This window comes from Streptomyces sp. NPDC029159 (assembly GCF_055564055.1).
On the sequence record NZ_JBVHWT010000002.1, the window covers coordinates 461,787 to 482,651 of the forward strand.

The window sequence follows — 20,865 nt, forward strand, 5'->3', positions numbered from 1 at the left end:
GTACGGGTGCGGTCAGTCCGTCACCAGCTTCTCCAGCGGGAGCGCCGCGACATCGGCGGCGGGGCGGGAGAGATAGAAGTCGGCGTGGTAGAAACCGTCGGCCTCCTTGCCGGCGGTCGGCAGGGCGTGCTCCGCCAGCGCCGCGAAGGCCGCCCGCCGCTCACCGGCGCCCGCGAACCGGCGCTGGCGAAACGTTCGGGCGGGCAGCTTCTCCGTCACCAGCCCGGCGCGTGACAGCAGGTCGGACACCGGGCCGTACGAGACGGTGCGCAGCACGAACGCGGCGATCCACGGCGGCGCGGTCACCGCGTCGAGGAGATGCCCGAACGTGCGGGCCGTGATGTAGCCGACGCCACCGGTGACGGTGATCAGATCGGTGCCGGCGAGCGCGGCGCGCAGCTCGGGGGTGGGCGGCGCGGTCTCCAGGTTCTCCGCGAACCCCGCGTCCAGCAGCCCGGCCCCGCGCCCGTAGCGCACGGCCAGGTCCGCCGCGTCGATCCCGGTGAGGTGGACCGCATCGGCCCGCCGCCGGGTGGCGAAGTACGCCCGGTCGGCCGCCACCCGCTCCGCGCCGTCCGGACCGGGGGCGGTGTAGCGGTCGTAGAGGTCGGCGAGGGTCAGCTGGTGGTTGAGGAGCGCGGCGTTGATGCCGTACGAGCAGCACAGATCGACGACGCGCAACGGCGGGCGGTCCGTGCGGCGGCGGTGCAGGGCGTCCACGGCGGCGCGGAACACCGCCTGGCCGTGGTGGGGTATCTGGTAGTCGAGCGGCTGGAGCGTCGTGAAGTAGCGGCGTGGATCCGGGCAGTTGTAGATCGCCTCGAAATCAGCCTTGCCCCAGTCGGACGAGGTGGTGGGGCGGTGCGCTTCAGTTGCCACGGATGCCTCCTGAAAGCTCTGCCGAACAGCGGGGGACCGGACCAGCATCCAGCCCGGACCCCGGGGCGACACCGTCACTTGCGGCCATTTTCGGCGCTCCGGTCCGGGCCCGGAGCCTCCGCGACGGCCGTCGGGTACGGCCGGGATGCCCTGGCTGCGCGGGTACGGCGGCCCGCCCCGGCGGCCGTTCCGGCCCCGCCGCCGTAGGTTTTCGGCCGATGACGCCGCGGAGGGGCATGGCCGACGCCAAGGGGTTGACGGGGTACCCGCGGTGGCACAAGGGGCGCGGCCCCGGGGCGCGGCGGGGCCGCCCCGGGGCCGCGGTCACCTCGCCGTCACGCGGGCTCCCCGCCCGGCCCGTCCGCGCCGCCGTCCTCGTCCAGCAGGGCGCGGGGGAAGCGCCCGGTGAGCCAGGTGGGGAGGCCGCCCATGAGGCGGAAGAGGCGGGCCGCCTCGGTGAGCAGGTGGTCGGCGTCGGCCTCCGGCGCCGCGTCCGCCAGGGCGACCAGCGCGGGCGCCGTACCGACCAGGAAGCCCAACTCCTCCCGGATCCGCAGCGATTCGGTGAAGCCGTGCCGCGCCTCCGCCAGCTCGCCGTCCCGCAGGGCGAGTCCGGCGAGATGGCGCCAGGTGGCGGAGAGCAGCAGGGCATCCCCGGCGGCGGTGGCGCCGGCGTGGGCCCGGCGGTAGGCGGCGCGGGCGGACTGCGGGCTGTCCGCGACATGTTCGGACATCAGCCCGCGCCGGAAGTCCAGCAGCGGTCGCCCGGGTGCACCGGGTGCCAGGAGCGCCGCGGCCCGGCCGAGTGCGGAGCGGGCCTCGTCGGCGCGGTCGCGGACGCCCAACACCGTTGCGGTGTAGGCGAGATGGCCGCGTTCGCAGGCCGCGCCGCCGCGCTCCGCGTCGTCGGCGGCGAGCGCCTCGGCGGTGCGCAGTGCGTCCTCCGCCGCCGCCCAGCCCGCGGCGGTGTACATACAGCGCTCCACCAGGAGGGCGGCGCGGTGCAGGGCGACCGGTGCGCTGCGGGCGGCGTGCGGCTCCAGCAGCGCCGCGGCATCGTCCCAGCAGCCGCGGGAGCGCAGCCGCCACACGGCGCGGTCGAGCGGGTCGTCGCCGGGCGTACGGGCCGCGGGGGCCGGGGGTGGGGCGGGGGCCCGGCGGGCCGCTGCCGAAGTCGTGGATCGCGGGGACACAGGGGACGCGGTGGCGTCCGGGGATCCCTCGGGTTTCGCGGATTTCGGCATAGCGGGATCCGCCACCTTGCCCTCCCGAGCGCGCCATTGAGCTGGAAATGGAAGCCGTGGCCGAAGCCGTGGGCGCATCTCAGCACGGATTCCGTGGCGCGGCCAAGGGCTCGGGTGAAAGTTTTCACAATCACCGGGAACTGCTCCGGTCCGGAGCAACGGCCGGTGATCACCGGGCCGCCGGGCCGGGCGCACACCCGGCGCACCCGGCGCACACCGCCCTGACGTCGCCCGATCGTGGTACCCCGAACGGGCCGGGGAGCGGGGCGGACACGGCCGGCCCCGGCGCGGCGTCCTCGGTCCCCGCGCGGCCCGGCCCCCTGCGGCGTCGGCGGTTTCTGCACCCGCCTGCACCGGCGTACGCCCCGCCCCGGGGCGCCACGGATCCGGTGGCGGCGGGCCGCCCCGCCTCAGCTCATCCGCAGCGCGAGGAAGAAGTCGAGCTTGTCCTCCAGGCGGGAGAGGTCACGGCCCGTCAGCTGCTCGATGCGGCCCACGCGGTAGCGCAGGGTGTTGACGTGCAGATGCAGGCGTCCGGCGCAGCGGGTCCACGACCCGTCGCAGTCCAGGAACGCCTCCAGGGTGGGGATCAACTCGGCGCGGTGGCGGCGGTCGTAGTCGCGCAGCGGGTCCAGCAGCCGTGCGGTGAAGGCGCGTCGTACGTCGTCGGGGACGAACGGCAGCAGCAGGACGTGCGAGGCCAGCTCCTCGTGTCCGGCGGTGCAGACCCGGCCGGGGCGGGCGGCGGCGACCCGGCGGGCGTGCCGGGCCTCCTCCAGGGCGCCGCGGAGTCCGTCGGCGGAGTGCACGGGCGCGCTGACGCCGATCGTCAGGCGGCCGTCGTCGGCCAGCCCGTGGCCGAGCGGCTCCTCGACGGCGGCGAGCAGTGCGGTGGCGTGCAGCCCCTCGCCCTCGCCGTCGGCGGTGGCGGGCAGCGGTACCAGCGCCACCGCCTCGTCGCCGGTGTGCGCCACGGCGATCCGGTCGGACGCCTCCGGGCCGGAGGCGCCGGGGGCCACCAGGACCTCCTCCAGCAGTGCCTGTGCCGCCGGGCCGCCCGAGCCCTCGTCGCCGTCCCACTCGACGCGGGCCACCACGATCTGCCAGTGCGGTGCGCCGCCCGGTCCGGGCAGCAGCACCGGGGCGGCCAGCCGCAGCCGGGCCGCGATCTCGGTGGCGGCGGCGCCCGTCTGGACCAGCTCCAGCACCTCCTGGGCGAGCCGCCGCCGCACCGTACGCGCGGCGTCGCGCCGCTCGCGTTCGACGGCGATCAGCTGGGTGACGCCCTGGAGCAGGTCGAGCCGTTCGGCGGGCCAGTCCGCGATGTCCGCCTCGACGGCCAGCAGCCACTCCGACAGCAGCGTCTCGCGCCCCTCCCCGCCGTCCTGGCGTACCGGGAAGAGGGCGTACGCGGTGTCGTCGAGGGTGACGCGGCAGGGGCCGGGGCGGCCCTCGCGGGCGGCGGCCAGATGGGCGCCGGCCAGCTGTGCGCCCCTGCCCTCGGGCAGCTCGGGGCCCTGGTCGGTCAGGGTCGATCCGGCGATCTGCCGGCCGGTGGGGGAGAGGACCCAGGCACGCAGGTCGAGATCGGAGCCGAGGAGGTCCAGGACGACGTCCGGGCCGCCGCCCGCCGGGCCGGAGGTCATCATGCGGCGGTGCCGGTCGACGACGGCGGCGAGGTCGCCGGCGCGCTCGGCGGAGACCTGGCGGACGACGTACTCGGTGATGGAGGCGAACGAGACGGCCTCGGCGACGGCGAAGAGCGGCAGCCGGTGGCGGGCGCACGCCTCGACCAGGTCCTCGGGGACGGGGCCCAGCTCCGCGGTGCCCGCCCCCAGCCCGGCGACGCCCTCGGCGACCAGGATGCGGACGAACCGCTCGGCGTCGCCCGGCTCGCGGCGCCAGGCCAGACCGGTCAGGACCAGTTCGCCGCCGGAGAGGTAGCGGCTGGGGTCGCGCAGGTCGGTGGTCATGATGGAGCGGACCGAGCGCTCCAGCTCGTCCTCGCCCCCGAGCAGGGTCAGGCCCAGGGATGCCGTGTCCAGGAGTGCGCGGAGCCGCATGACCTCGCCCGCCGATCTGTGCTGTGTGGTGGTGCCGTGAATGCCGCGAGGTGTACCGACCCCGCCTTTCGTTCGAATCTACAAGACATGCCGTGTGGCCAGCCAACCGCTTCATGGTTTCGGTGACTGCACCCCGGGGCGCGGGGCCGCGTTGACTGGCATCGACGGCATGAACAGGACATGAACTGCTCGCCGGCGGCGCGACCGGTGGCACCCCACCGTGGGTGGCGAGCGAGAGTCTTCTGTGAGATTCCACTACTTTGCCCTACTTCGCCCTTATTCCTGGAAGAGAGCCGTGATGGACTTCCTTCGCCCCGCCACCTGGGAGGAGGCGCTCGCCGCGAAGGCCGAGCACCCCTCGGCGGTACCCCTCGCGGGCGGCACGGACGTGATGGTCGAGATCAACTTCGACCACCGCCGGCCCGCGTACCTGCTGGACCTCAACCGCATCGGCGACCTGGAGGAGTGGGAGACCGGGGAGCGGACCGTACGCCTGGGCGCGTCGGTCCCGTACACGAAGATCATGGAGAATCTCCGCACCGAGCTGCCCGGGCTGGCGCTCGCCGCGCACACCGTGGCCTCCCCGCAGATCCGCAACCGCGGCGGCGTCGGCGGCAACCTCGGCACCGCCTCCCCGGCGGGCGACGCCCACCCCGCGCTGCTGGCCTCCGGCGCCGAGGTCGAGGCCGAGTCGGTACGCGGCCGCCGGATGATCCCGATCGACGACTTCTACCGCGGCGTCAAACGCAACGCCCTGGAGCCGGACGAGCTGATCCGCGCCGTCCACATCCCCAAGGCCACCGGACCCCAGCAGTTCTCCAAGGTCGGCACCCGCAACGCCATGGTCATCGCGGTCTGCGCCTTCGGCCTCGCCCTCCACCCCGGCACCCGCACCGTGCGCACCGGCATCGGCTCCGCCGCCCCCACCCCCGTACGCGCCAGGGCCGCCGAGGAGTTCCTCGCCGCGGCGCTGGACGAGGCCGGGCTGTGGGAGTCGGGCGGACCGCTCCCGCCGTCCCTCGCCCGGGAGTTCGGGCAGCTCGCGGCCGGCGCCTGCAACCCCATCGACGACGTCCGCGGCAGCGCCGCCTACCGCCGCCACGCGGTCGGCGTGATGGCCCGCCGCACGCTCGGCTGGACCTGGGAGTCCTACCGCGGACAGGAGAGGAGCGCACAGTGCGCGTGAACATCACCGTCAACGGCCGCCCCCAGCAGGCCGACGACGTCTGGGAGGGCGAGAGCCTGCTGTACGTGCTGCGCGAGCGGCTCGGCCTGCCCGGCTCCAAGAACGCCTGTGAGCAGGGCGAATGCGGTTCCTGCACGGTCCGTCTGGACGGCGTGCCGGTCTGCTCCTGCCTGGTCGCCGCCGGACAGGCCGAGGGCCGCGAGGTCGTCACCGTCGAAGGGCTGGCGGACCTCGCGGAGGAGCGCGCCGGAGGCGGCTGCGCCGCCGGACCCTGCGGCACCGACCCCGACGCCGCCCGCCGCTGGCAGGCCCGGCCCGCCCCCGGCACCGACGCGCAACTCGCCCCCGTCCAACAGGCGTTCATCGACGCCGGTGCCGTCCAGTGCGGTTTCTGCACCCCGGGCCTGCTGGTCGCCGCCGACGAACTCCTGGAACGCAACACCGAGCCCTCCGACGCCGACATCCGCGAGGCGCTCTCCGGCAACCTCTGCCGCTGCACCGGCTACGAGAAGATCCTCGACGCGGTCCGCCTCGCGGCCACCCGCGCCGCCGCCCCGACCGCCGAGAAGGGGGCCTGACCATGGCCGGAGTCACCCGCACCCCCACCGGCCTCACCCAGGGCTCCACCGCCCCGGCCGGTATCGGCGCCTCCACGCTCCGCCCCGACGGCACCCTCAAGGTCACCGGCGAGTTCGCGTACGCCTCCGACCTGTGGCACGAGGACATGCTCTGGGGCCACACCCTGCGCTCCACCGTCGCCCACGCCGAGATCGTCTCCCTCGACACCTCCGAGGCGCTGGCGACCCCCGGCGTGTACGCGGTCCTCACCTACGACGACCTGCCCACCGAGGTCAAGCACTACGGCCTGGAGGTCCGGGACACCCCGGTCCTCGCCGACGGCCGGGTGCGCCACCACGGCGAGCCGGTCGCACTGATCGCCGCCGACCACCCGGAGACCGCCCGCCGCGCCGCCGCCAAGATCAAGGTCGAGTACGCGGAGCTGCCGGTCGTCACCGACGAGGCGTCCGCGACCGCCGACGGCGCCCCGCTCGTCCACGAACACCGCACCGACCACCACGCCGCGCACGTCCCGCACCCCAACATCGTCCACCGCCAGCCCATCCTCCGCGGCGACGCGGACGCCGCGGCCCGGCGCGCCGATGTGATCATCACCGGCGACTACGTCTTCGGCATGCAGGACCAGGCGTTCCTCGGCCCGGAGTCGGGGCTCGCGGTGCCCGCCGAGGACGGCGGCGTCGACCTCTACGTCGCCACCCAGTGGCTCCACGCCGACCTCCGGCAGATCGCCCCCGTCCTCGGACTGCCCGAGGAGAAGGTCCGGATGACGCTCTCCGGCGTCGGCGGCGCCTTCGGCGGCCGCGAGGACCTGTCGATGCAGATCCACGGCTGTCTGCTGGCGCTCCGCACCGGCAAACCCGTCAAGATCGTCTACAACCGCTTCGAGTCCTTCTTCGGCCATGTCCACCGCCACCCCGCCAAGCTCCACTACGAGCACGGCGCCACCAAGGACGGCAAGCTCACCCACATCAGGTGCCGCATCGTCCTCGACGGCGGCGCCTACGCCTCCTCCTCCCCGGCGGTCGTCGGCAACGCCGCCTCCCTCGCCGTCGGCCCGTACGCCGTCGACGACGTGGCGATCGAGGCGCTCGCCCTCTACTCCAACAACCCGCCCTGCGGCGCGATGCGCGGCTTCGGCGCCGTCCAGGCGTGCTTCGCGTACGAGGCGCAGATGGACAAGGTCGCCACGGCGCTCGGCATGGACCCGGTGGAGTTCCGCCGGATCAACGCCATGGAGCAGGGCACGCTCATGCCGACCGGGCAGCCCGTCGACTCCCCGGCGCCCGTCGCCGAACTGCTGCGCCGGGTCAAGGCGATGCCGCTGCCGCCGGAGCAGCAGTGGGAGACCACCGAGGGCGCCGACATCCGGGCGCTGCCCGGCGGCCTCTCCAACACCACCCACGGCGAGGACGTGGTGCGCGGCGTCGGCTACGCCGTCGGCATCAAGAACGTCGGCTTCTCCGAGGGGTTCGACGACTACTCGACGGCCCGGGTGCGGCTGGAGGTGGTCGGCGGCGAACCGGTCGTCACCGTGCACACCGCGATGGCCGAGGTAGGCCAGGGCGGCGTCACCGTCCATGCCCAGATCGCCCGCACCGAGCTGGGCGTCCGGCAGGTGACGATCCACCCCGCCGACACCCGGGTCGGCTCGGCCGGTTCCACCTCCGCCTCCCGGCAGACGTACATGACCGGCGGCGCGGTGAAGAACACCTGCGAGGCGGTGCGGGAGAAGGTGCTCCAGCTGGGCCGGGAGCGGTTCGGCGCGTACCACCCGGCGTGGGCGACGGCCGAACTCCTGCTGGAGGACGGCAAGGTCACCACCGACGGCGGGGAGGTGCTGGCGGATCTCGCGGACGTCCTGGGGGAGGAGACCGTCGATCTGGAGCTGGAGTTCCGGCACCGGCCCACCGAACCGTTCGACCTGCGCACCGGCCAGGGCCGCGGCCACGTCCAGTACTCCTTCGCCGCGCACCGTGCCGTCGTGGAGGTGGACACCGCCCTCGGCCTGGTCAAGGTCGTCGAACTGGCCTGTGCGCAGGACGTCGGCAAGGCGCTCAACCCGCTGTCGGTGGTCGGCCAGATCCAGGGCGGCACCACGCAGGGTCTGGGCGTCGCCGTGATGGAGGAGATCCTCGTCGACCCGGCGACCGCCAAGGTCCGCAACCCCTCCTTCACCGACTACCTCATCCCCACCATCCTGGACACCCCGACCATCCCGGTCGACGTCCTCGAACTCGCCGACGACGCCGCCCCGTACGGGCTGCGCGGCATCGGCGAGGCCCCGACCCTCTCGTCCACCCCGGCCGTCCTCGCGGCCATCCGCGACGCGACGGGCCTGGAACTGAACAGGACACCGGTGCGGCCCGAACACCTCACCGGCAACTGAGCCACCGGGCCGGGCGTGCGCCGTACCGCCGCCCGGCCCGGCCGCCGTCCGCGCAGTGCCGGACGGCCCCTCCGTCTCGGGCCGTCCCCCGGGTCGTGCAGCCGATGTTCCGTCCCGGAGCCCGCCCGGCGCGGGCTCCCTTCGCCCCCTGGGAGCCAGGCACCATGACCCCTCAGCCCACCCGGCCACCGACGACGGCGGACGACGCGGGCCGCGGCGCGCGTCAGCCCGCCGGACGCGCGTGGCTCGACCGGTACTTCCACATCTCCGACCGGGGCTCGACGCCCGCCCGCGAAATACGTGGCGGGATCACGACGTTCATGGCGATGTGTTACATCCTGCTGCTCAACCCGCTGATCCTCGGCACCCCCGACGTCACCGGTCACGCACCGCCGCACGCCGCGGCGGTCACCGCGACGGCGCTGGGCGCGGCGCTGTGCACCCTGCTGATGGGGTTCGTCGGCAAGGTGCCGCTCGCGCTGGCCGCCGGGCTCAACGTCTCGGCGGCGCTGACCACGCAGGTCGTCCCGCATCTGACGTGGCCGCAGGCGATGGGCATGTGCGTGCTCTACGGCACGGTGATCATGCTGCTGGTGGTCACCGGCCTCCGCGAGATGATCATGAACGCGCTCCCGCAGCCCCTCAAGCACGCCATCACCATGGGCATCGGGATGTTCGTCGCCCTCCTCGGGCTGGTCAAGGCCGGATTCGTCGGCAAGGGCGAGGGCGGCCCGCTCACCCTCGGGCTCACCGGCAACCTCTCCGGCTGGCCGGTGCTCTTCTTCTGCCTCACCCTGCTGCTGATCTTCATGCTCCAGGCCCGCAGGGTGCCCGGAGCCCTCCTCATCGGCATCGTCGCCGGCAGCGTGGTCTCCGTCGCCGTCACCAAGATCGCCGGGCTGACCGACAAGGACTGGCAGGGCACCGCCCCCGCCCTGCACGGCAGTGCCGTCGCCGCCCCCGACTTCGGCCTCTTCGGGCACGTCGAGTTCGGCGGCTGGCAGTCCCTGGGCGGTCTCGGCATCGGCATGATCGTCTTCACGCTGGTGCTCGCCGGGTTCTTCGACGCGATGGCCACCATCATCGGCGTCGGCACCGAGGCACGCCTCGCCGACGACCAGGGACGGATGCCGGGCCTGTCCCGCGCGCTCTTCGTGGACGGGGCCGGCGGAGCCATCGGCGGAGTGACCGGCGGCTCCGGTCAGACCGTCTTCATCGAATCGGCGAGCGGCGCCGGCGAGGGCGCCCGGACGGGCCTGTCGGCGGTGGTCACCGGCCTCCTCTTCGCCGCCTGCCTGTTCTTCACCCCGCTCACCCAACTGGTCCCGGCGCAGGTGGCGTCGGCCGCCCTCGTCGTCATCGGCGCGATGATGATGAGCGCGGCCGCCCATGTCGACTGGAGCGACCGGGCGACTTCCGTCCCGGTCTTCCTCACCGTCGCCCTGATGCCGTTCACTTATCAAATAACCGCGGGCGTCGGCGCCGGCGTCATCTCCTACACCGCCATCCGGGCGGCACAGGGCAGCTGGCGTGCGGTGGGGGGCTTCATGTGGGCGCTGACGTTGGTCTTCGTCGTCTACTTCGCCCTTCACCCGATAGAGAGCTGGCTCGGCGTCAGGTAACCTCCGCCCGCCAACCGTCCCTGAGGAGAACGAGATGCTGGACATCGCCGACGACCTGCACCGGTGGGTCGAGCAGCGGCGCGACTTCGCGGTGGCCACCGTCGTGGCCACCCACGGCAGCGCACCGCGCCACCCCGGTGCCGCACTCGCCGTGGACGCCGACGGCACGGCCATCGGCTCGGTCTCCGGCGGATGTGTGGAGGGCGCGGTCTACGAGCTGTGCCAGGAAGCTCTCGCGAGCGGCGAGACGGTCCGCGAGAGCTTCGGCTTCAGCGACGAGGACGCCTTCGCCGTGGGCCTGACCTGCGGCGGCACCATCGACATACTCGTCACCCCGGTCCGCGCCGCGGACGTGTCGCACGCCCCGGACGGTGCGCGGACGGCGGACGCCGCCCCGCTCGCCGGGGCGCTGGCCGCCGCCGCCCGCGGGGACGCGGCGGCCCTCACCCGCGTGGTGCAGGGCCCGCCCGCCCTCCTGGGCCGCGCCCTGCTGGTACGCCCCGACGGCACCGTCACCGGCACCCTCGGCGGCCACCGCGACCTGGACCGCACCGCCGCCGCCGAGACCCGGGCGCTGCTGGAGGCGGGGCGTACCGCCACCGTCGAGATCGGCGCGGACGGGTCGCGGTGCGGGGAGCCGGTGACGCTGCTGGTGGAGAGTGCGGTGCCGGCGCCGCGGATGCTGGTCTTCGGCGCGATCGACTTCGCCGCCGCGCTGGTGCGGGTGGGGAAGTTCCTCGGCTACCACGTCACGGTCTGCGACGCCCGGCCCGTCTTCGCCACCGCCGGCCGCTTCCCCGACGCCGACGAGATCGTCATCGACTGGCCGCACCGCTACCTCGACTCCCAGGAGCTGGACGCCCGCGCGGTGCTCTGCGTCCTCACCCACGACGCCAAGTTCGACGTCCCGCTGCTGGAGCGCGCGCTGCGGCTCCCGGTGGCGTACGTCGGCGCGATGGGCTCCCGCCGCACCCACCTCGACCGCCTGGAACGGCTGCGCGAGGCCGGACTGACGGAGCTGGAGCTGCACCGGCTGCGCTCCCCGATCGGCCTCGACCTCGGCGCCCGCACCCCGGAGGAGACCGCGCTGTCCATCGCCGCCGAGATCGTCGCCAACCGCCGCGGCGGCACCGGCGTCCCGCTCACCGGTGCCCACACGCCCATCCACCGGGACCCGCCGCCGCGGATAGGTTCGGTCGCCTGACGCGGACCGCTCGGGTACGGGGGCGGGCGTCGCGGCTCAGGCGGGGGCGCCCGCCCGCCCGGCGTCGCCCGCCCACTCCGTCCGCAGCGCCGCCATCACCAGGACGTCGTGCCAGGCCCCGTCCCAGCGCAGCGCCTGCCGCATCCGGCCCTCCACCGTGAAACCGCAGCGTTCGTAGGCGCGTTGGGCGCGGTGGTTGAAGTCCCAGACCTCCAGCTGGACGCGGTGCAGCCGGACGCGGTCGAAGGCGTGGCCGAGCAGCAGCCGCACGGCCTCGCTGCCCAGCCCGCGGTCGGTGGCCCCGGCGACCAGCAGGATGCGCAGGGCGGCGTGGGCGTTGTGCGGATCGACGTCCATCAGCGCGATGTCCCCGAGGAACCGCCCGCTCTCCCGGTCCTCGACGGCGAGATCGAGCCGCCCGGCCCGCGTCACCGCCCCGGCACACCACGCCTCGATCTCCTCCAGGCCGAAGTCCCGGTGACTCCCCGTCAGCCGCCGGATCTCCGGGTCCCGCGTCGCGGCGTGGTAGTCGGCGGCGTGCCGTACGTCCAGCGGTACGAGCCGGATCCGGTCCCCGGTCAGCACGGGCTTCTCGTCGAGCGCGGAGGTATCGATCATGCGGGGATGATGACGGCCGGGGCGCGGGTGCGGCAACGCTGTTTCCCGGGGGCGGGAGGCCGGGCCGTGCCTCGTGGCTCACCCGCGCCCCCGCCCTACGGCAACACCCCCGCCCGCCGCGCCGCGATCACCGCCTGCATCCGGGAGCGGGCGCCCAACTTCCGCATGGCCGAGCGGAGATAGCTCTTGACGGTCTCCGGGCGCAGGCCCAGCCGTTCCGCCGCCTCGGCGTTGGCGGCGCCCGCCGCGATGCAGACCAGGACGTCCACCTCGCGCGGCGCCAGCGCCGGCGTCTCACGCGGTGCGGGGAGCGCGGGCGCCTCGCCGGGCGGCGCCGCGCGGTCCGGGGAGGCGGCGGCGAGCCGGCCGCAGGCCGTCAGCATCTCCTGGCGCAGCAGCGGATCGGCGATCCGGTGGGCCAGGGTCCACAGATCGCCGTGGGCCTCGCGGACCTCCTCCCACCGCGCCGAATCGGCGGCCGGCTGCCGCGCCGCCGCCAGCAGCCGCGCCGCCTCGTCCTGGAGCAGCAGCGCCTCCTCCAGCTCCCGCGCCGCGTCCATCGCCGCCGACAGCGGGCCGTCACCGAGCCGCACCGGGGTGCGCAACGCGCCGTACAGCACCCCGCGCACCCGCCGCCGTACGACCACCGGCACCGCCACCACCGACCGCAGCCCCTCGGTGGCGACCACCGCGTCGTACTCGTGGCTGATCACCACGGAGGAGTGGTAGTCGGTCACCGTGAACGGGCGGCGCAGCGCCACCGCCTTGCCGCCGACGCCGTTGCCGTGGTGGATGTCGAGGCCGCGTAGCGCGGCGGTCGCCGTACCGGCCAGGGAACTGAGCCGGTAGCGTCCGTTCCCGCCGTGCAGTCCGCCGAACGCCACCGGCAGTCCACTGCCGCGCCGCAACCGCGCCAGAGCCGCCCCCAGGTCTGCGGACGTGTCCGTCCCCGGCTCGCCGTACACCCATAACCTCCGCTTCCCCCCGTACGGGGGTGGTGAGACATGCGTCACTGATTACACGATGTCCACCAGGCGTGGGGCAATGAGGAGGACACATGTCGGACAGGGACGGGACGCAGCAGGGCCGCTCGCCGGACGCGACCGAGGAGTTCCGGGCCGCCCGGGACCTCCTGGTGCGCTTCCGCGACGACTACGAGGGCGCCCGCACACATTTCCGCTGGCCCCGGCCGGCCCACTTCAACTGGGCGCTGGACTGGTTCGACGTCATCGCCCGCGACAACGACCGCACCGCCCTCCACATCGTCGAGGAGGACGGGACCGAGAACCGCATCAGCTTCGACGCGATGCGCCGCCGCTCGGACCGCACCGCCTCCTGGCTCGCGGCCCACGGCGTCCGCCCCGGCGACCGCATCGTGGTGATGCTCGGCAACCAGGCCGAACTGTGGGAGACCGCGCTCGCCGCGATGAAGCTGCGCGCCGTGGTGATCCCCGCGACACCGCTGCTCGGCCCCGCCGACCTCACCGACCGCATCGCCCGCGGCAAGGCCCGCTTCGTCATCGTCCGCGCCGAGGACACCGCCAAGTTCGAGCAGGTCCCCGGCGACTACACCCGCATCGCGGTCGGCGGCGCCCCCGAGGGCTGGCTGGCGTACGAGGAGGCGCGGGCGGCGTCCGAGGCGTTCGAGCCGACCGGACCGACCCGGGCCGACGACCCGCTGATGCTCTACTTCACCTCCGGCACCACCGCCCGCCCCAAGCTCGTCGAGCACACCCACACCTCGTACCCGGTCGGCCATCTGGCGACGATGTACTGGATCGGGCTGCGCCCCGGCGATGTGCATCTGAACATCTCGTCACCCGGCTGGGCCAAGCACGCCTGGTCCAATCTCTTCGCCCCGTGGAATGCCGAGGCGACCGTCTTCATCCATAACTACACCCGCTTCGACGCGGGCCGGTTGATGGCCGAGATGGACCGCGCCGGGGTGACCAGCTTCTGCGCACCTCCGACGGTCTGGCGGATGCTCATCCAGGCCGACCTGTCGGCGCTCAGGCACCCGCCGCGGGAGATCGTCGCGGCCGGCGAACCGCTCAACCCGGAGATCATCGAGCAGGTCCGCGCCGCCTGGGGCGTGACCATCCGCGACGGCTTCGGGCAGACCGAGACCGCCGTCCAGGTCGCCAACACGCCTGGTCAGCTCCTCAAGCCCGGCTCGATGGGCCGCCCCACACCCGGCTACGACGTCGTCCTGCTCGACCCGGTCACCGGCGCCCCGGCCGACGAGGGCGAGATCGCGCTGAACCTCTCCTCGTCCCCGGTCGGCCTGATGGCCTGCTACCACGGTGACCCGGAGCGCACCGCCGAGGTGATGGCGGACGGCTACTACCGCACCGGCGACATCGGCGCGCGCGACGCCGACGGCCGGCTCACCTATGTCGGGCGCGCCGACGACGTGTTCAAGGCGTCCGACTACAAGATCTCCCCGTTCGAGCTGGAGAGCGCGCTCCTGGAGCACGAGGCGGTCGCCGAGGCGGCCGTCGTGCCGGCGCCCGATCCGCTGCGGCTCGCCGTCCCCAAGGCGTACGTCGTGCTGGCCGAGGGGTGGGAGCCGGGACCGGAGACCGCCAGGGCGCTGTTCGCCCACTCCCGCGACGTGCTCGCCCCGTACAAGCGCATCCGGCGGCTGGAGTTCGCCGAGCTGCCCAAGACCGTCTCCGGCAAGATCCGCCGGATCGAGCTGCGCGAACGTACCGCGCAGGGCGACGGCGGCGCCGAATACCGGGAGGAGAACCACCGATGACCCCACCCGCCACGGAGACCGCGGCCGCACCGCCCCCGGACGGCACGGCAGCCGCCTACGCCCGCGGGGACACCGGCCGGCCGCTGATCCACCGCACCATCGGCGCCGACCTCGCCCGTACCGCCGAGCGGTTCGGCGACCGCGAGGCGCTGGTCGACGTCCCCTCCGGGCGCCGCTGGACCTACCGGGAGCTGGACCACGACGTCGACGAGGTCGCGCTCGGGCTGCTCGCCCACGGCATCGGCAACGGCGACCGGGTCGGCATCTGGTCGCCCAACTGCCCCGAATGGCTGCTCCTCCAGTACGCCACCGCCCGGATCGGCGCCATCCTCGTCAACGTCAACCCGGCCTACCGCACCCACGAACTCGGCTATGTGCTGCGGCAGTCCGGCACCCGGCTGCTGGTCGCCGCCACCGGCCACAAGAGCAGCGATTACCGGAAGATGGCCGCCGAGGTGCGCGGTGACTGCCCCGAGCTGCACAAGGTGGTGCACCTCGGCGACGCGGGCTGGGGCGAGCTGCTGGCGTCCGGCGCCGCGGTGCCCCGGGAGCGGCTGGCGGCCCGCGCCGCCGAGGTGTCGGCCGGCGACCCGGTCAACATCCAGTACACCTCCGGCACCACCGGCTTCCCCAAGGGCGCCACCCTCTCCCACCGCAACATCCTCAACAACGGCTTCTGGGTGGGGGAGACCGTCGGCTACACCGAGCACGACCGGATCTGCCTGCCGGTCCCCTTCTACCACTGCTTCGGCATGGTGATGGGCAACCTCGCGGCCACCTCGCACGGCGCCTGCGTCGTCATCCCCGCGCCCTCCTTCGAGGCGACCGCCACGCTCCGCGCCGTCCAGGACGAGCGGTGCACCTCGCTCTACGGCGTCCCCACGATGTTCATCGCCGAGCTGGACCACCCCGACTTCGCCGGGTACGACCTCTCGACGCTGCGCACCGGGATCATGGCGGGCTCGCCGTGCCCGGAGGAGATCATGAAGCGGGTGGTCGCCGAGATGCACATGGCGGAGGTGTCCATCTGCTACGGCATGACCGAGACCTCCCCGGTCTCCACCCAGACCCGCCGTGACGACGATCTGGAGCACCGTACGGCGACGGCGGGCCGGGTGCTGCCGCACATCGAGGTCAAGGTCGTCGACCCGGCGAGCGGCGAGACCGTGGAGCGCGGCGCGACGGGCGAACTGTGCACCCGCGGCTACAGCGTGATGCTCGGCTACTGGGAGGACGCCGAGCACACCGCGGAGGTCATCGACGCGGAGCGCTGGATGCACACCGGCGATCTGGCGGTGATGAACGACGACGGCTACGTCCGCATCGTCGGCCGCATCAAGGACATGATCATCCGCGGTGGCGAGAACGTCTATCCGCGGGAGATCGAGGAGTTCCTCCACGGCCACCCGAAGATCTCCGACGTCCAGGTGGTCGGCGTCCCGGACGCGAAGTACGGCGAGGCGATCGCCGCCGTCGTCATCCTCCGCGACCCCGCCGACCCGCTCACCCTCGACGAACTCACCGAGTTCTGCCGCGCCCGGCTCGCCCACTTCAAGATCCCCAGCCGGCTGGAGCTGGTCGAGGACTTCCCGATGACGGTCAGCGGCAAGGTCCGCAAGATCGAGCTGCGGGAGCGGCTGGCGGAGGAGGGGGACGAGGCGTAGACGGCGGGCCGGGCGGGCGCGGCGGCGAGGTCTCCGCCTACCGCCCGGCCCGGCAGACGCCGGCCGGGCTTGCCGTTCCGGCAACCTTCCTTGGCGCTCCCCGCACACGGCGTGATCCTGGCCGCCGGTGCGCCCGCCCGGCGCACCCGACCGCCGAGCACCGAGGAGCGCCATGTCCGCCACGCCCCCGACCACCGAACCGGCCCGCTTCTGGGAGGACCGCTACCGCGACAGCGACCGGGTCTGGAGCGGCAACCCCAACCCGCTGCTGGTCCGCGAGGTCGACGCCCTGACGCCCGGCACCGCCCTGGAACTGGGCTGCGGGGAGGGCGCCGACGCGGTCTGGCTCGCCGGGCGCGGCTGGCGCGTCACCGGCGTCGACATCTCCGCGACGGCCCTGGCGCGCGCGGCCGCCCACGCCGCGGAGGCGGGCGTCGCCGCCCGCACCGACTGGCAGCGCCACGAACTGGGCCACACCTTCCCGGAGGGGACGTACGACCTGGTCAGCGCACAGTTCCTGCAGTCGCCCGTGGCGCTGGACCAGGACCGTGTCCTGCGGCTGGCCGCCGAGGCGGTCGCCCCCGGCGGCACGCTGCTGCTGGTGCTGCACGGCGGCTGGCCGTCCTGGCAGGGCGAGCACGACCACCCCTTCGAGGTGGTCTTCCCGACGCTCGACGGCGTCCTGGAGCAGCTCGCGCTGCCGGAGACCTGGCAGGTGGTGACGCGGGAGGCGGTGGAGCGCCCGGCACCGTCGCCCACGGGCGAGCCGGGCACCCGGGTGGACCTGGTGTGGCGGCTGCACCGTACGGCCTGAAGCGGGCGAGGCGGCGCTTCCGGGGCGGCGTTCAGCCCCGGCGGGGCCGGTCCCGGTCGAGCCGCAGCCGTTCGGCGCGCGGCAGGCCCGCGACGACGAGGTCGTAGGAGTCCTCGATCATCTCCCGCACCAGCCGGTCGGGGAGCGAACCGGTCAGCGCGACGGTGTTCCAGTGCCGCTTGTTGAGGTGGTAGCCCGGGATGATCTCCGGGTGGGCGGCGCGCAGCTGCGGCGCCAGCTCGGGGTCGCACTTGAGGCTGACGGAGAGCGGATCGGCCGTCAGATCCGTCAGCGCGAAGATCTTTCCGCAGACCTTGAAGACGGAGAGATCGGGGCTGCGGGGGAAGGGGAACTCCTCGCCCGCGCCGTTCTGTTCCAGGCAGACGGCGCGTAGCGCCCGGGCGTCGATCATGGCGGCAATTATGCCGGGCGGCTGCCGGGGGAGTGGCGGGCGCGGCCGGCCGCCGTCCACGCCCGGCCTCCGCCCCGCAGCCGTCAGCCGCTGATCAGCCGGCCGCCTCCCGCCGCATGCACAGCCGGGGCCACCGGTCCAGGCCCAGCTCCGCCTCGTGGGCCCGGATCGCGCGCAGGCCGGGCGTCAGCTCCGCGTCGGTGAGCGGGCGGAAGCCGAGACGGGCGTAGTAGGGCGCGTTCCACGGCACGTCGCGGAAGGTCGTCAGGGTCAGCGGGCGGTCGCCGCCGTCGGCTGCGGCCCGGTCGATGAGTGCCTGCCCGATGCGGCGGTGGGCGTACGCGGGGGCCACCGACACCTGCTCGATGTGGGTGGCGCCGTCGACCGGCTCCCACATCAGATATCCGGCGAGACCGTCGCCCGGCCCGTCCTCCTCGTACGCCACGAGCAGCCGCCCGGCGCGCAGGCTCGCCGCGAGGACGGCGAGGGCGGGCGGTTCGTCCTCCGCGACGGAGGCCATGCCGACGTCGTGGAAGGGCGCGCCCGCGGCGCTCTCCAGGGAGCGCAGGGCGGGCAGTTCGGTGGCGAGGGCCGGGCGGATGATCATCCGCGGAGTCTGCGCCGACCGGGCGCGTTCCCGCAACCGGATTCCGGACGGGGGACGCGCCGGAGCGGACGGTCCCGCGTCACCCGCCCGGCTGCGCCCCGTTCCGGATCAGCTTGTCCGCGGCGTCGTTGACCGGCTGCGGGGTGCCCGTCAGGTCCATGACGAAGAGCGGGATGTGCAGGTCGTCGGCGCGGCAGCGGGCGTCGTGGGCGTAGCCGGCGAGGGAGAAGAAGACGGCGATGGCCGAGTCGTGGAGGCCGTTGAGCCAGACGCACTCGATCTCGCGCAGCGCCGTGGACCGCGTCGTCGGATCGACCTGCGCGACCACTCCGGTGCCCCGCAGATCCACCCCGGACGCCGTCCGTTCCTGGGTGCGGCGGACGTCGGTGAAGCCCAGCCACTTCAGATACTGCGCGGCGGCGGTGACGCAGTCCCGGGCGGTGCGGATGGTGACCGGCCGGAACGCGGGGCGCAGCACCTGGGGCGGGGCGGCCGGTGCCGTACCGCGGCTGCCCGGGGCGGCGGCGTGCGGCGGGGCGGGCGGGACCGGCACCACCGGGATGCGGACGACCGTGCCGCAGACACAGCCGGACTCCGGTGCGGGCCACTCGTCCTGGCGGCCGCAGAGTTCACAGCGGACCGCCACCCAGGAACCCTGCCAGGTGCGGTGCACGATCTCGACGGGGACGCCGCCGCGCAGCACCGGCACGGTCAGCGGCGCCCCGCACGCGCAGGGGAAGGTCGGCGGGGTGAAGGCGTTCTCGCGGCGGCACGTGGGGCACCGCACCGGCACGCTGTCGGCCATGGTCGCTCCTGGCATTCGATCGGTGGGCGGCGGCCTTCCGGCGCCGCACGCCCGCTGATTTCTGCCATCGTGCCCCCGAACATGCCGACCGGGGGCGGATTCGGGCCGATCGCCGCCGATCTCCGCCGGTCGGCCGGGGACACCGGGGGAGCGCACGGCCTCCGCGGGGCCCCGGCCCGGGCGCAGGGGGCGCGTACGCGGGCGCGTACCGCGCCCGTCGCGCGCCGCCAACGACACACGTACGGCCCGGATCCGTGACCGGCGGTTCCGGGCCGTACGCGGGTGGTTCCCGTCCGGCGACGCGCGTTTCGGGCGCGACAGGACAGCGCGGCGCCGGACGGAGTGTGTGGGTGGTGCAGAGGGGCGGGAGCGGCGGGCTCCGCGGCGGGGGAGGGCGCGCCTGCCGGGCGCGCGCTGCCACCGCACTGGTCTCCCCGGGCGCCGCGGAGCACCGCGCTTCCCTTCCGTACCGGCCGGCCACCCCTCAGCGGACCGGCCGGTACGGATGCGCGGGAAACCGACCTCCCGTCAGTCCTCGCGCAGTTCGCGGACCTTCGCCTCGACGCGCTTGCCGTACTCGGGGTCGGCGGCGTGGAAGTGGGCGAGGTTCTTCTCGATGACGTCCTCCCGGCCGACCTGCGAGAGGCCGCCGGCGATGTTGGCGATCAGCCGCTGCTTCTCGTCCTCGGACATCAGCCGGTACAACTCGCCTGCCTGGAAGAAGTCGTCGTCCTTGGAGTGTGCGGGCGCCGCGTGGGTGCCGACGTGGCCGTCCACGGCGAGCGGCGCGGCGAGCGGCCGGTCGCTCTGCACGGGCCCGCCGTAGGAGTTGGGCTCGTAGTTCTTCGCGTGCCGGTCGTAGGCGTTGGCGGCCATCAGGCCGTCCCGCCCGTAGTTGTTGGCGACGGTCGCCTTCGGGGCGTTGACCGGCAGCTGGGTGTGGTTGACGCCCAGGCGGTAGCGGTGCGCGTCGGCGTAGGCGAAGAGGCGGCCCTGGAGCATCTTGTCGGGCGACGGGCCGATACCGGGGACGAAGTTGTTCGGCGAGAAGGCGGACTGCTCGACCTCGGCGAAGACGTTGTCGGGGTTGCGGTCCAGTACCATGCGGCCGACCCGCTGGAGCGGGTAGTCCTTGTGCGGCCACACCTTGGTGAGGTCGAACGGGTTGAAGCGGTAGTCCGCCGCCTCGGCCACCGGCATGAGCTGCACATACAGCGTCCACGACGGGTACACGCCGCGCTCGATGGACTGCAGCAGGTCGGTCTGGTGGCTGTTGGGGTCGGTGCCGGACAGCTCGGCGCCCTGCTCGGCGCTGAGGCAGCGGATGCCCTGGTTCGTCTTGAAGTGGTACTTGACGAAGAAGGACTCGCCCTCGGCGTTCGTCCACTGGTAGGTGTGCGAGCCGTAGCCGTTCATGTGGCGGTACGACGCGGGGATGCCGCGGTCGCCCATCAGCCAGGTGACCTGGTGGGTGGCCTCGGGGGCGTGGGCCCAGAAGTCCCAGACGTTGTCCGGCTCCTGCTTGCTGGTGAACGGGTCGCGCTTCTGCGAGTGGATGAAGTCCGGGAACTTCAGCGGGTCCTTGATGAAGAAGACCGGGGTGTTGTTGCCGACGAGGTCGTAGTTGCCCTCCTCGGTGTAGAACTTCACGGCGAAGCCGCGGGGGTCGCGCGCCGCGTCCGGCCCGCCGAGGTTGTCGGCGACGGTCGAGAAGCGGATGAACAGCTCGGTGCGCTTCCCGACGGCGCTCAGGAAGTCGGCGCTGGTGAAGCCGGTGACGTCATCGGTCACCTCGAAGTGGCCGTAGGCGCCGGAGCCCCGGGCGTGCACGACGCGCTCCGGGATGCGCTCGCGGTTGAACCGCGCGAGCTTCTCCAGCAGATGCTGGTCCTGGAGGACGATCGGGCCGCCGACGCCGGCGGTGGAGGAGTTCTGGTTGTCGGCGACGGGGGCGCCGGACTCCGTGGTGAGAACGCGCGCGGTCGGCGTGGGCTTCGTCATGATGACCTTCCGTACGAGAG

The 20,865-nt window shown here is 73.8% G+C and carries 17 protein-coding genes; 8 read left to right on the forward strand and 9 right to left on the reverse strand.

The window, feature by feature from the left end:
• Positions 1–12 precede the first annotated feature (12 nt).
• From ACZ4U4_RS06210 to ACZ4U4_RS06220, 3 genes are all read right to left on the reverse strand, one after another.
• Positions 13–879 (reverse strand): hypothetical protein, encoded by an 867-nt coding sequence (locus tag ACZ4U4_RS06210; RefSeq protein WP_467869454.1) that lies wholly within the window; start codon positions 877–879, stop codon positions 13–15.
• Between the two features lie 335 nt (positions 880–1,214).
• Positions 1,215–2,138, reverse strand: coding sequence for a hypothetical protein (locus ACZ4U4_RS06215; protein WP_467869456.1), 924 nt, complete (start codon positions 2,136–2,138; stop codon positions 1,215–1,217).
• Positions 2,139–2,533: 395 nt separating this feature from the next.
• Positions 2,534–4,186 (reverse strand): PucR family transcriptional regulator, encoded by a 1,653-nt coding sequence (locus tag ACZ4U4_RS06220; RefSeq protein ID WP_467869458.1) that lies wholly within the window; start codon positions 4,184–4,186, stop codon positions 2,534–2,536.
• Positions 4,187–4,484: 298 nt separating this feature from the next.
• Between ACZ4U4_RS06220 and ACZ4U4_RS06225 the strand changes: the two genes are divergently transcribed.
• The 5 genes from ACZ4U4_RS06225 (at position 4,485) to ACZ4U4_RS06245 (ending at position 11,163) form a co-directional block, all read left to right on the forward strand.
• On the forward strand, positions 4,485–5,372 hold the full coding sequence (locus tag ACZ4U4_RS06225; protein ID WP_467869460.1) for an FAD binding domain-containing protein: 888 nt from the start codon (positions 4,485–4,487) through the stop codon (positions 5,370–5,372).
• Positions 5,363–5,950 carry a (2Fe-2S)-binding protein gene (locus tag ACZ4U4_RS06230; RefSeq protein ID WP_467869462.1) on the forward strand — a complete coding sequence of 196 codons (588 nt, stop codon included), beginning with the start codon at positions 5,363–5,365 and terminating at the stop codon, positions 5,948–5,950. Before ACZ4U4_RS06225 ends, ACZ4U4_RS06230 begins: the two co-directional genes overlap by 10 nt.
• A gap of 2 nt (positions 5,951–5,952) precedes the next feature.
• Positions 5,953–8,337, forward strand: coding sequence for a xanthine dehydrogenase family protein molybdopterin-binding subunit (locus ACZ4U4_RS06235; RefSeq protein ID WP_467869464.1), 2,385 nt, complete (start codon positions 5,953–5,955; stop codon positions 8,335–8,337).
• A gap of 164 nt (positions 8,338–8,501) precedes the next feature.
• Positions 8,502–9,959 carry an NCS2 family permease gene (locus ACZ4U4_RS06240; RefSeq protein WP_467869466.1) on the forward strand — a complete coding sequence of 486 codons (1,458 nt, stop codon included), beginning with the start codon at positions 8,502–8,504 and terminating at the stop codon, positions 9,957–9,959.
• Positions 9,960–9,993: 34 nt separating this feature from the next.
• On the forward strand, positions 9,994–11,163 hold the full coding sequence (locus ACZ4U4_RS06245; protein WP_467869468.1) for an XdhC family protein: 1,170 nt from the start codon (positions 9,994–9,996) through the stop codon (positions 11,161–11,163).
• Between the two features lie 36 nt (positions 11,164–11,199).
• On the opposite strand, the gene ACZ4U4_RS06250 is transcribed toward ACZ4U4_RS06245, so the two are convergent.
• Both ACZ4U4_RS06250 and ACZ4U4_RS06255 read right to left on the reverse strand, forming a co-directional pair.
• A complete protein-coding gene (locus ACZ4U4_RS06250; protein WP_467869470.1) occupies positions 11,200–11,781 on the reverse strand; it encodes a GNAT family N-acetyltransferase in 582 nt (193 codons plus the stop codon).
• Positions 11,782–11,876: 95 nt separating this feature from the next.
• Positions 11,877–12,710, reverse strand: coding sequence for a helix-turn-helix transcriptional regulator (locus tag ACZ4U4_RS06255; protein ID WP_467869794.1), 834 nt, complete (start codon positions 12,708–12,710; stop codon positions 11,877–11,879).
• A 128-nt stretch (positions 12,711–12,838) separates the two neighbouring features.
• Between ACZ4U4_RS06255 and ACZ4U4_RS06260 the strand changes: the two genes are divergently transcribed.
• The 3 genes from ACZ4U4_RS06260 to ACZ4U4_RS06270 all read left to right on the forward strand — a co-directional run bounded on the left by ACZ4U4_RS06260 (position 12,839) and on the right by ACZ4U4_RS06270 (position 17,020).
• Positions 12,839–14,542, forward strand: a complete 1,704-nt coding sequence (locus ACZ4U4_RS06260) for an AMP-binding protein (protein ID WP_467869472.1) — start codon at positions 12,839–12,841, stop codon at positions 14,540–14,542.
• Positions 14,539–16,206, forward strand: a complete 1,668-nt coding sequence (locus ACZ4U4_RS06265) for an AMP-binding protein (protein ID WP_467869474.1) — start codon at positions 14,539–14,541, stop codon at positions 16,204–16,206. The genes ACZ4U4_RS06260 and ACZ4U4_RS06265 overlap by 4 nt, the downstream gene beginning before the upstream one ends.
• Before the next feature lie 172 nt (positions 16,207–16,378).
• Entirely contained in the window at positions 16,379–17,020 is a 642-nt protein-coding gene (locus ACZ4U4_RS06270; protein ID WP_467869476.1) for a class I SAM-dependent methyltransferase, read from the forward strand.
• A gap of 31 nt (positions 17,021–17,051) precedes the next feature.
• Here the strand turns inward: ACZ4U4_RS06270 and ACZ4U4_RS06275 are convergent, their stop codons facing one another.
• The 4 genes from ACZ4U4_RS06275 to ACZ4U4_RS06290 all read right to left on the reverse strand — a co-directional run bounded on the left by ACZ4U4_RS06275 (position 17,052) and on the right by ACZ4U4_RS06290 (position 20,845).
• Complete coding sequence (locus ACZ4U4_RS06275) at positions 17,052–17,432, reverse strand: MmcQ/YjbR family DNA-binding protein (RefSeq protein ID WP_467869478.1); 381 nt, start codon at positions 17,430–17,432, stop codon at positions 17,052–17,054.
• Positions 17,433–17,526: 94 nt separating this feature from the next.
• A complete protein-coding gene (locus ACZ4U4_RS06280; protein ID WP_467869480.1) occupies positions 17,527–18,039 on the reverse strand; it encodes a GNAT family N-acetyltransferase in 513 nt (170 codons plus the stop codon).
• A gap of 79 nt (positions 18,040–18,118) precedes the next feature.
• Positions 18,119–18,844 carry a hypothetical protein gene (locus ACZ4U4_RS06285; RefSeq protein ID WP_467869482.1) on the reverse strand — a complete coding sequence of 242 codons (726 nt, stop codon included), beginning with the start codon at positions 18,842–18,844 and terminating at the stop codon, positions 18,119–18,121.
• 528 nt (positions 18,845–19,372) lie between these two features.
• A complete protein-coding gene (locus ACZ4U4_RS06290; RefSeq protein WP_467869484.1) occupies positions 19,373–20,845 on the reverse strand; it encodes a catalase in 1,473 nt (490 codons plus the stop codon).
• Positions 20,846–20,865 lie beyond the last annotated feature (20 nt).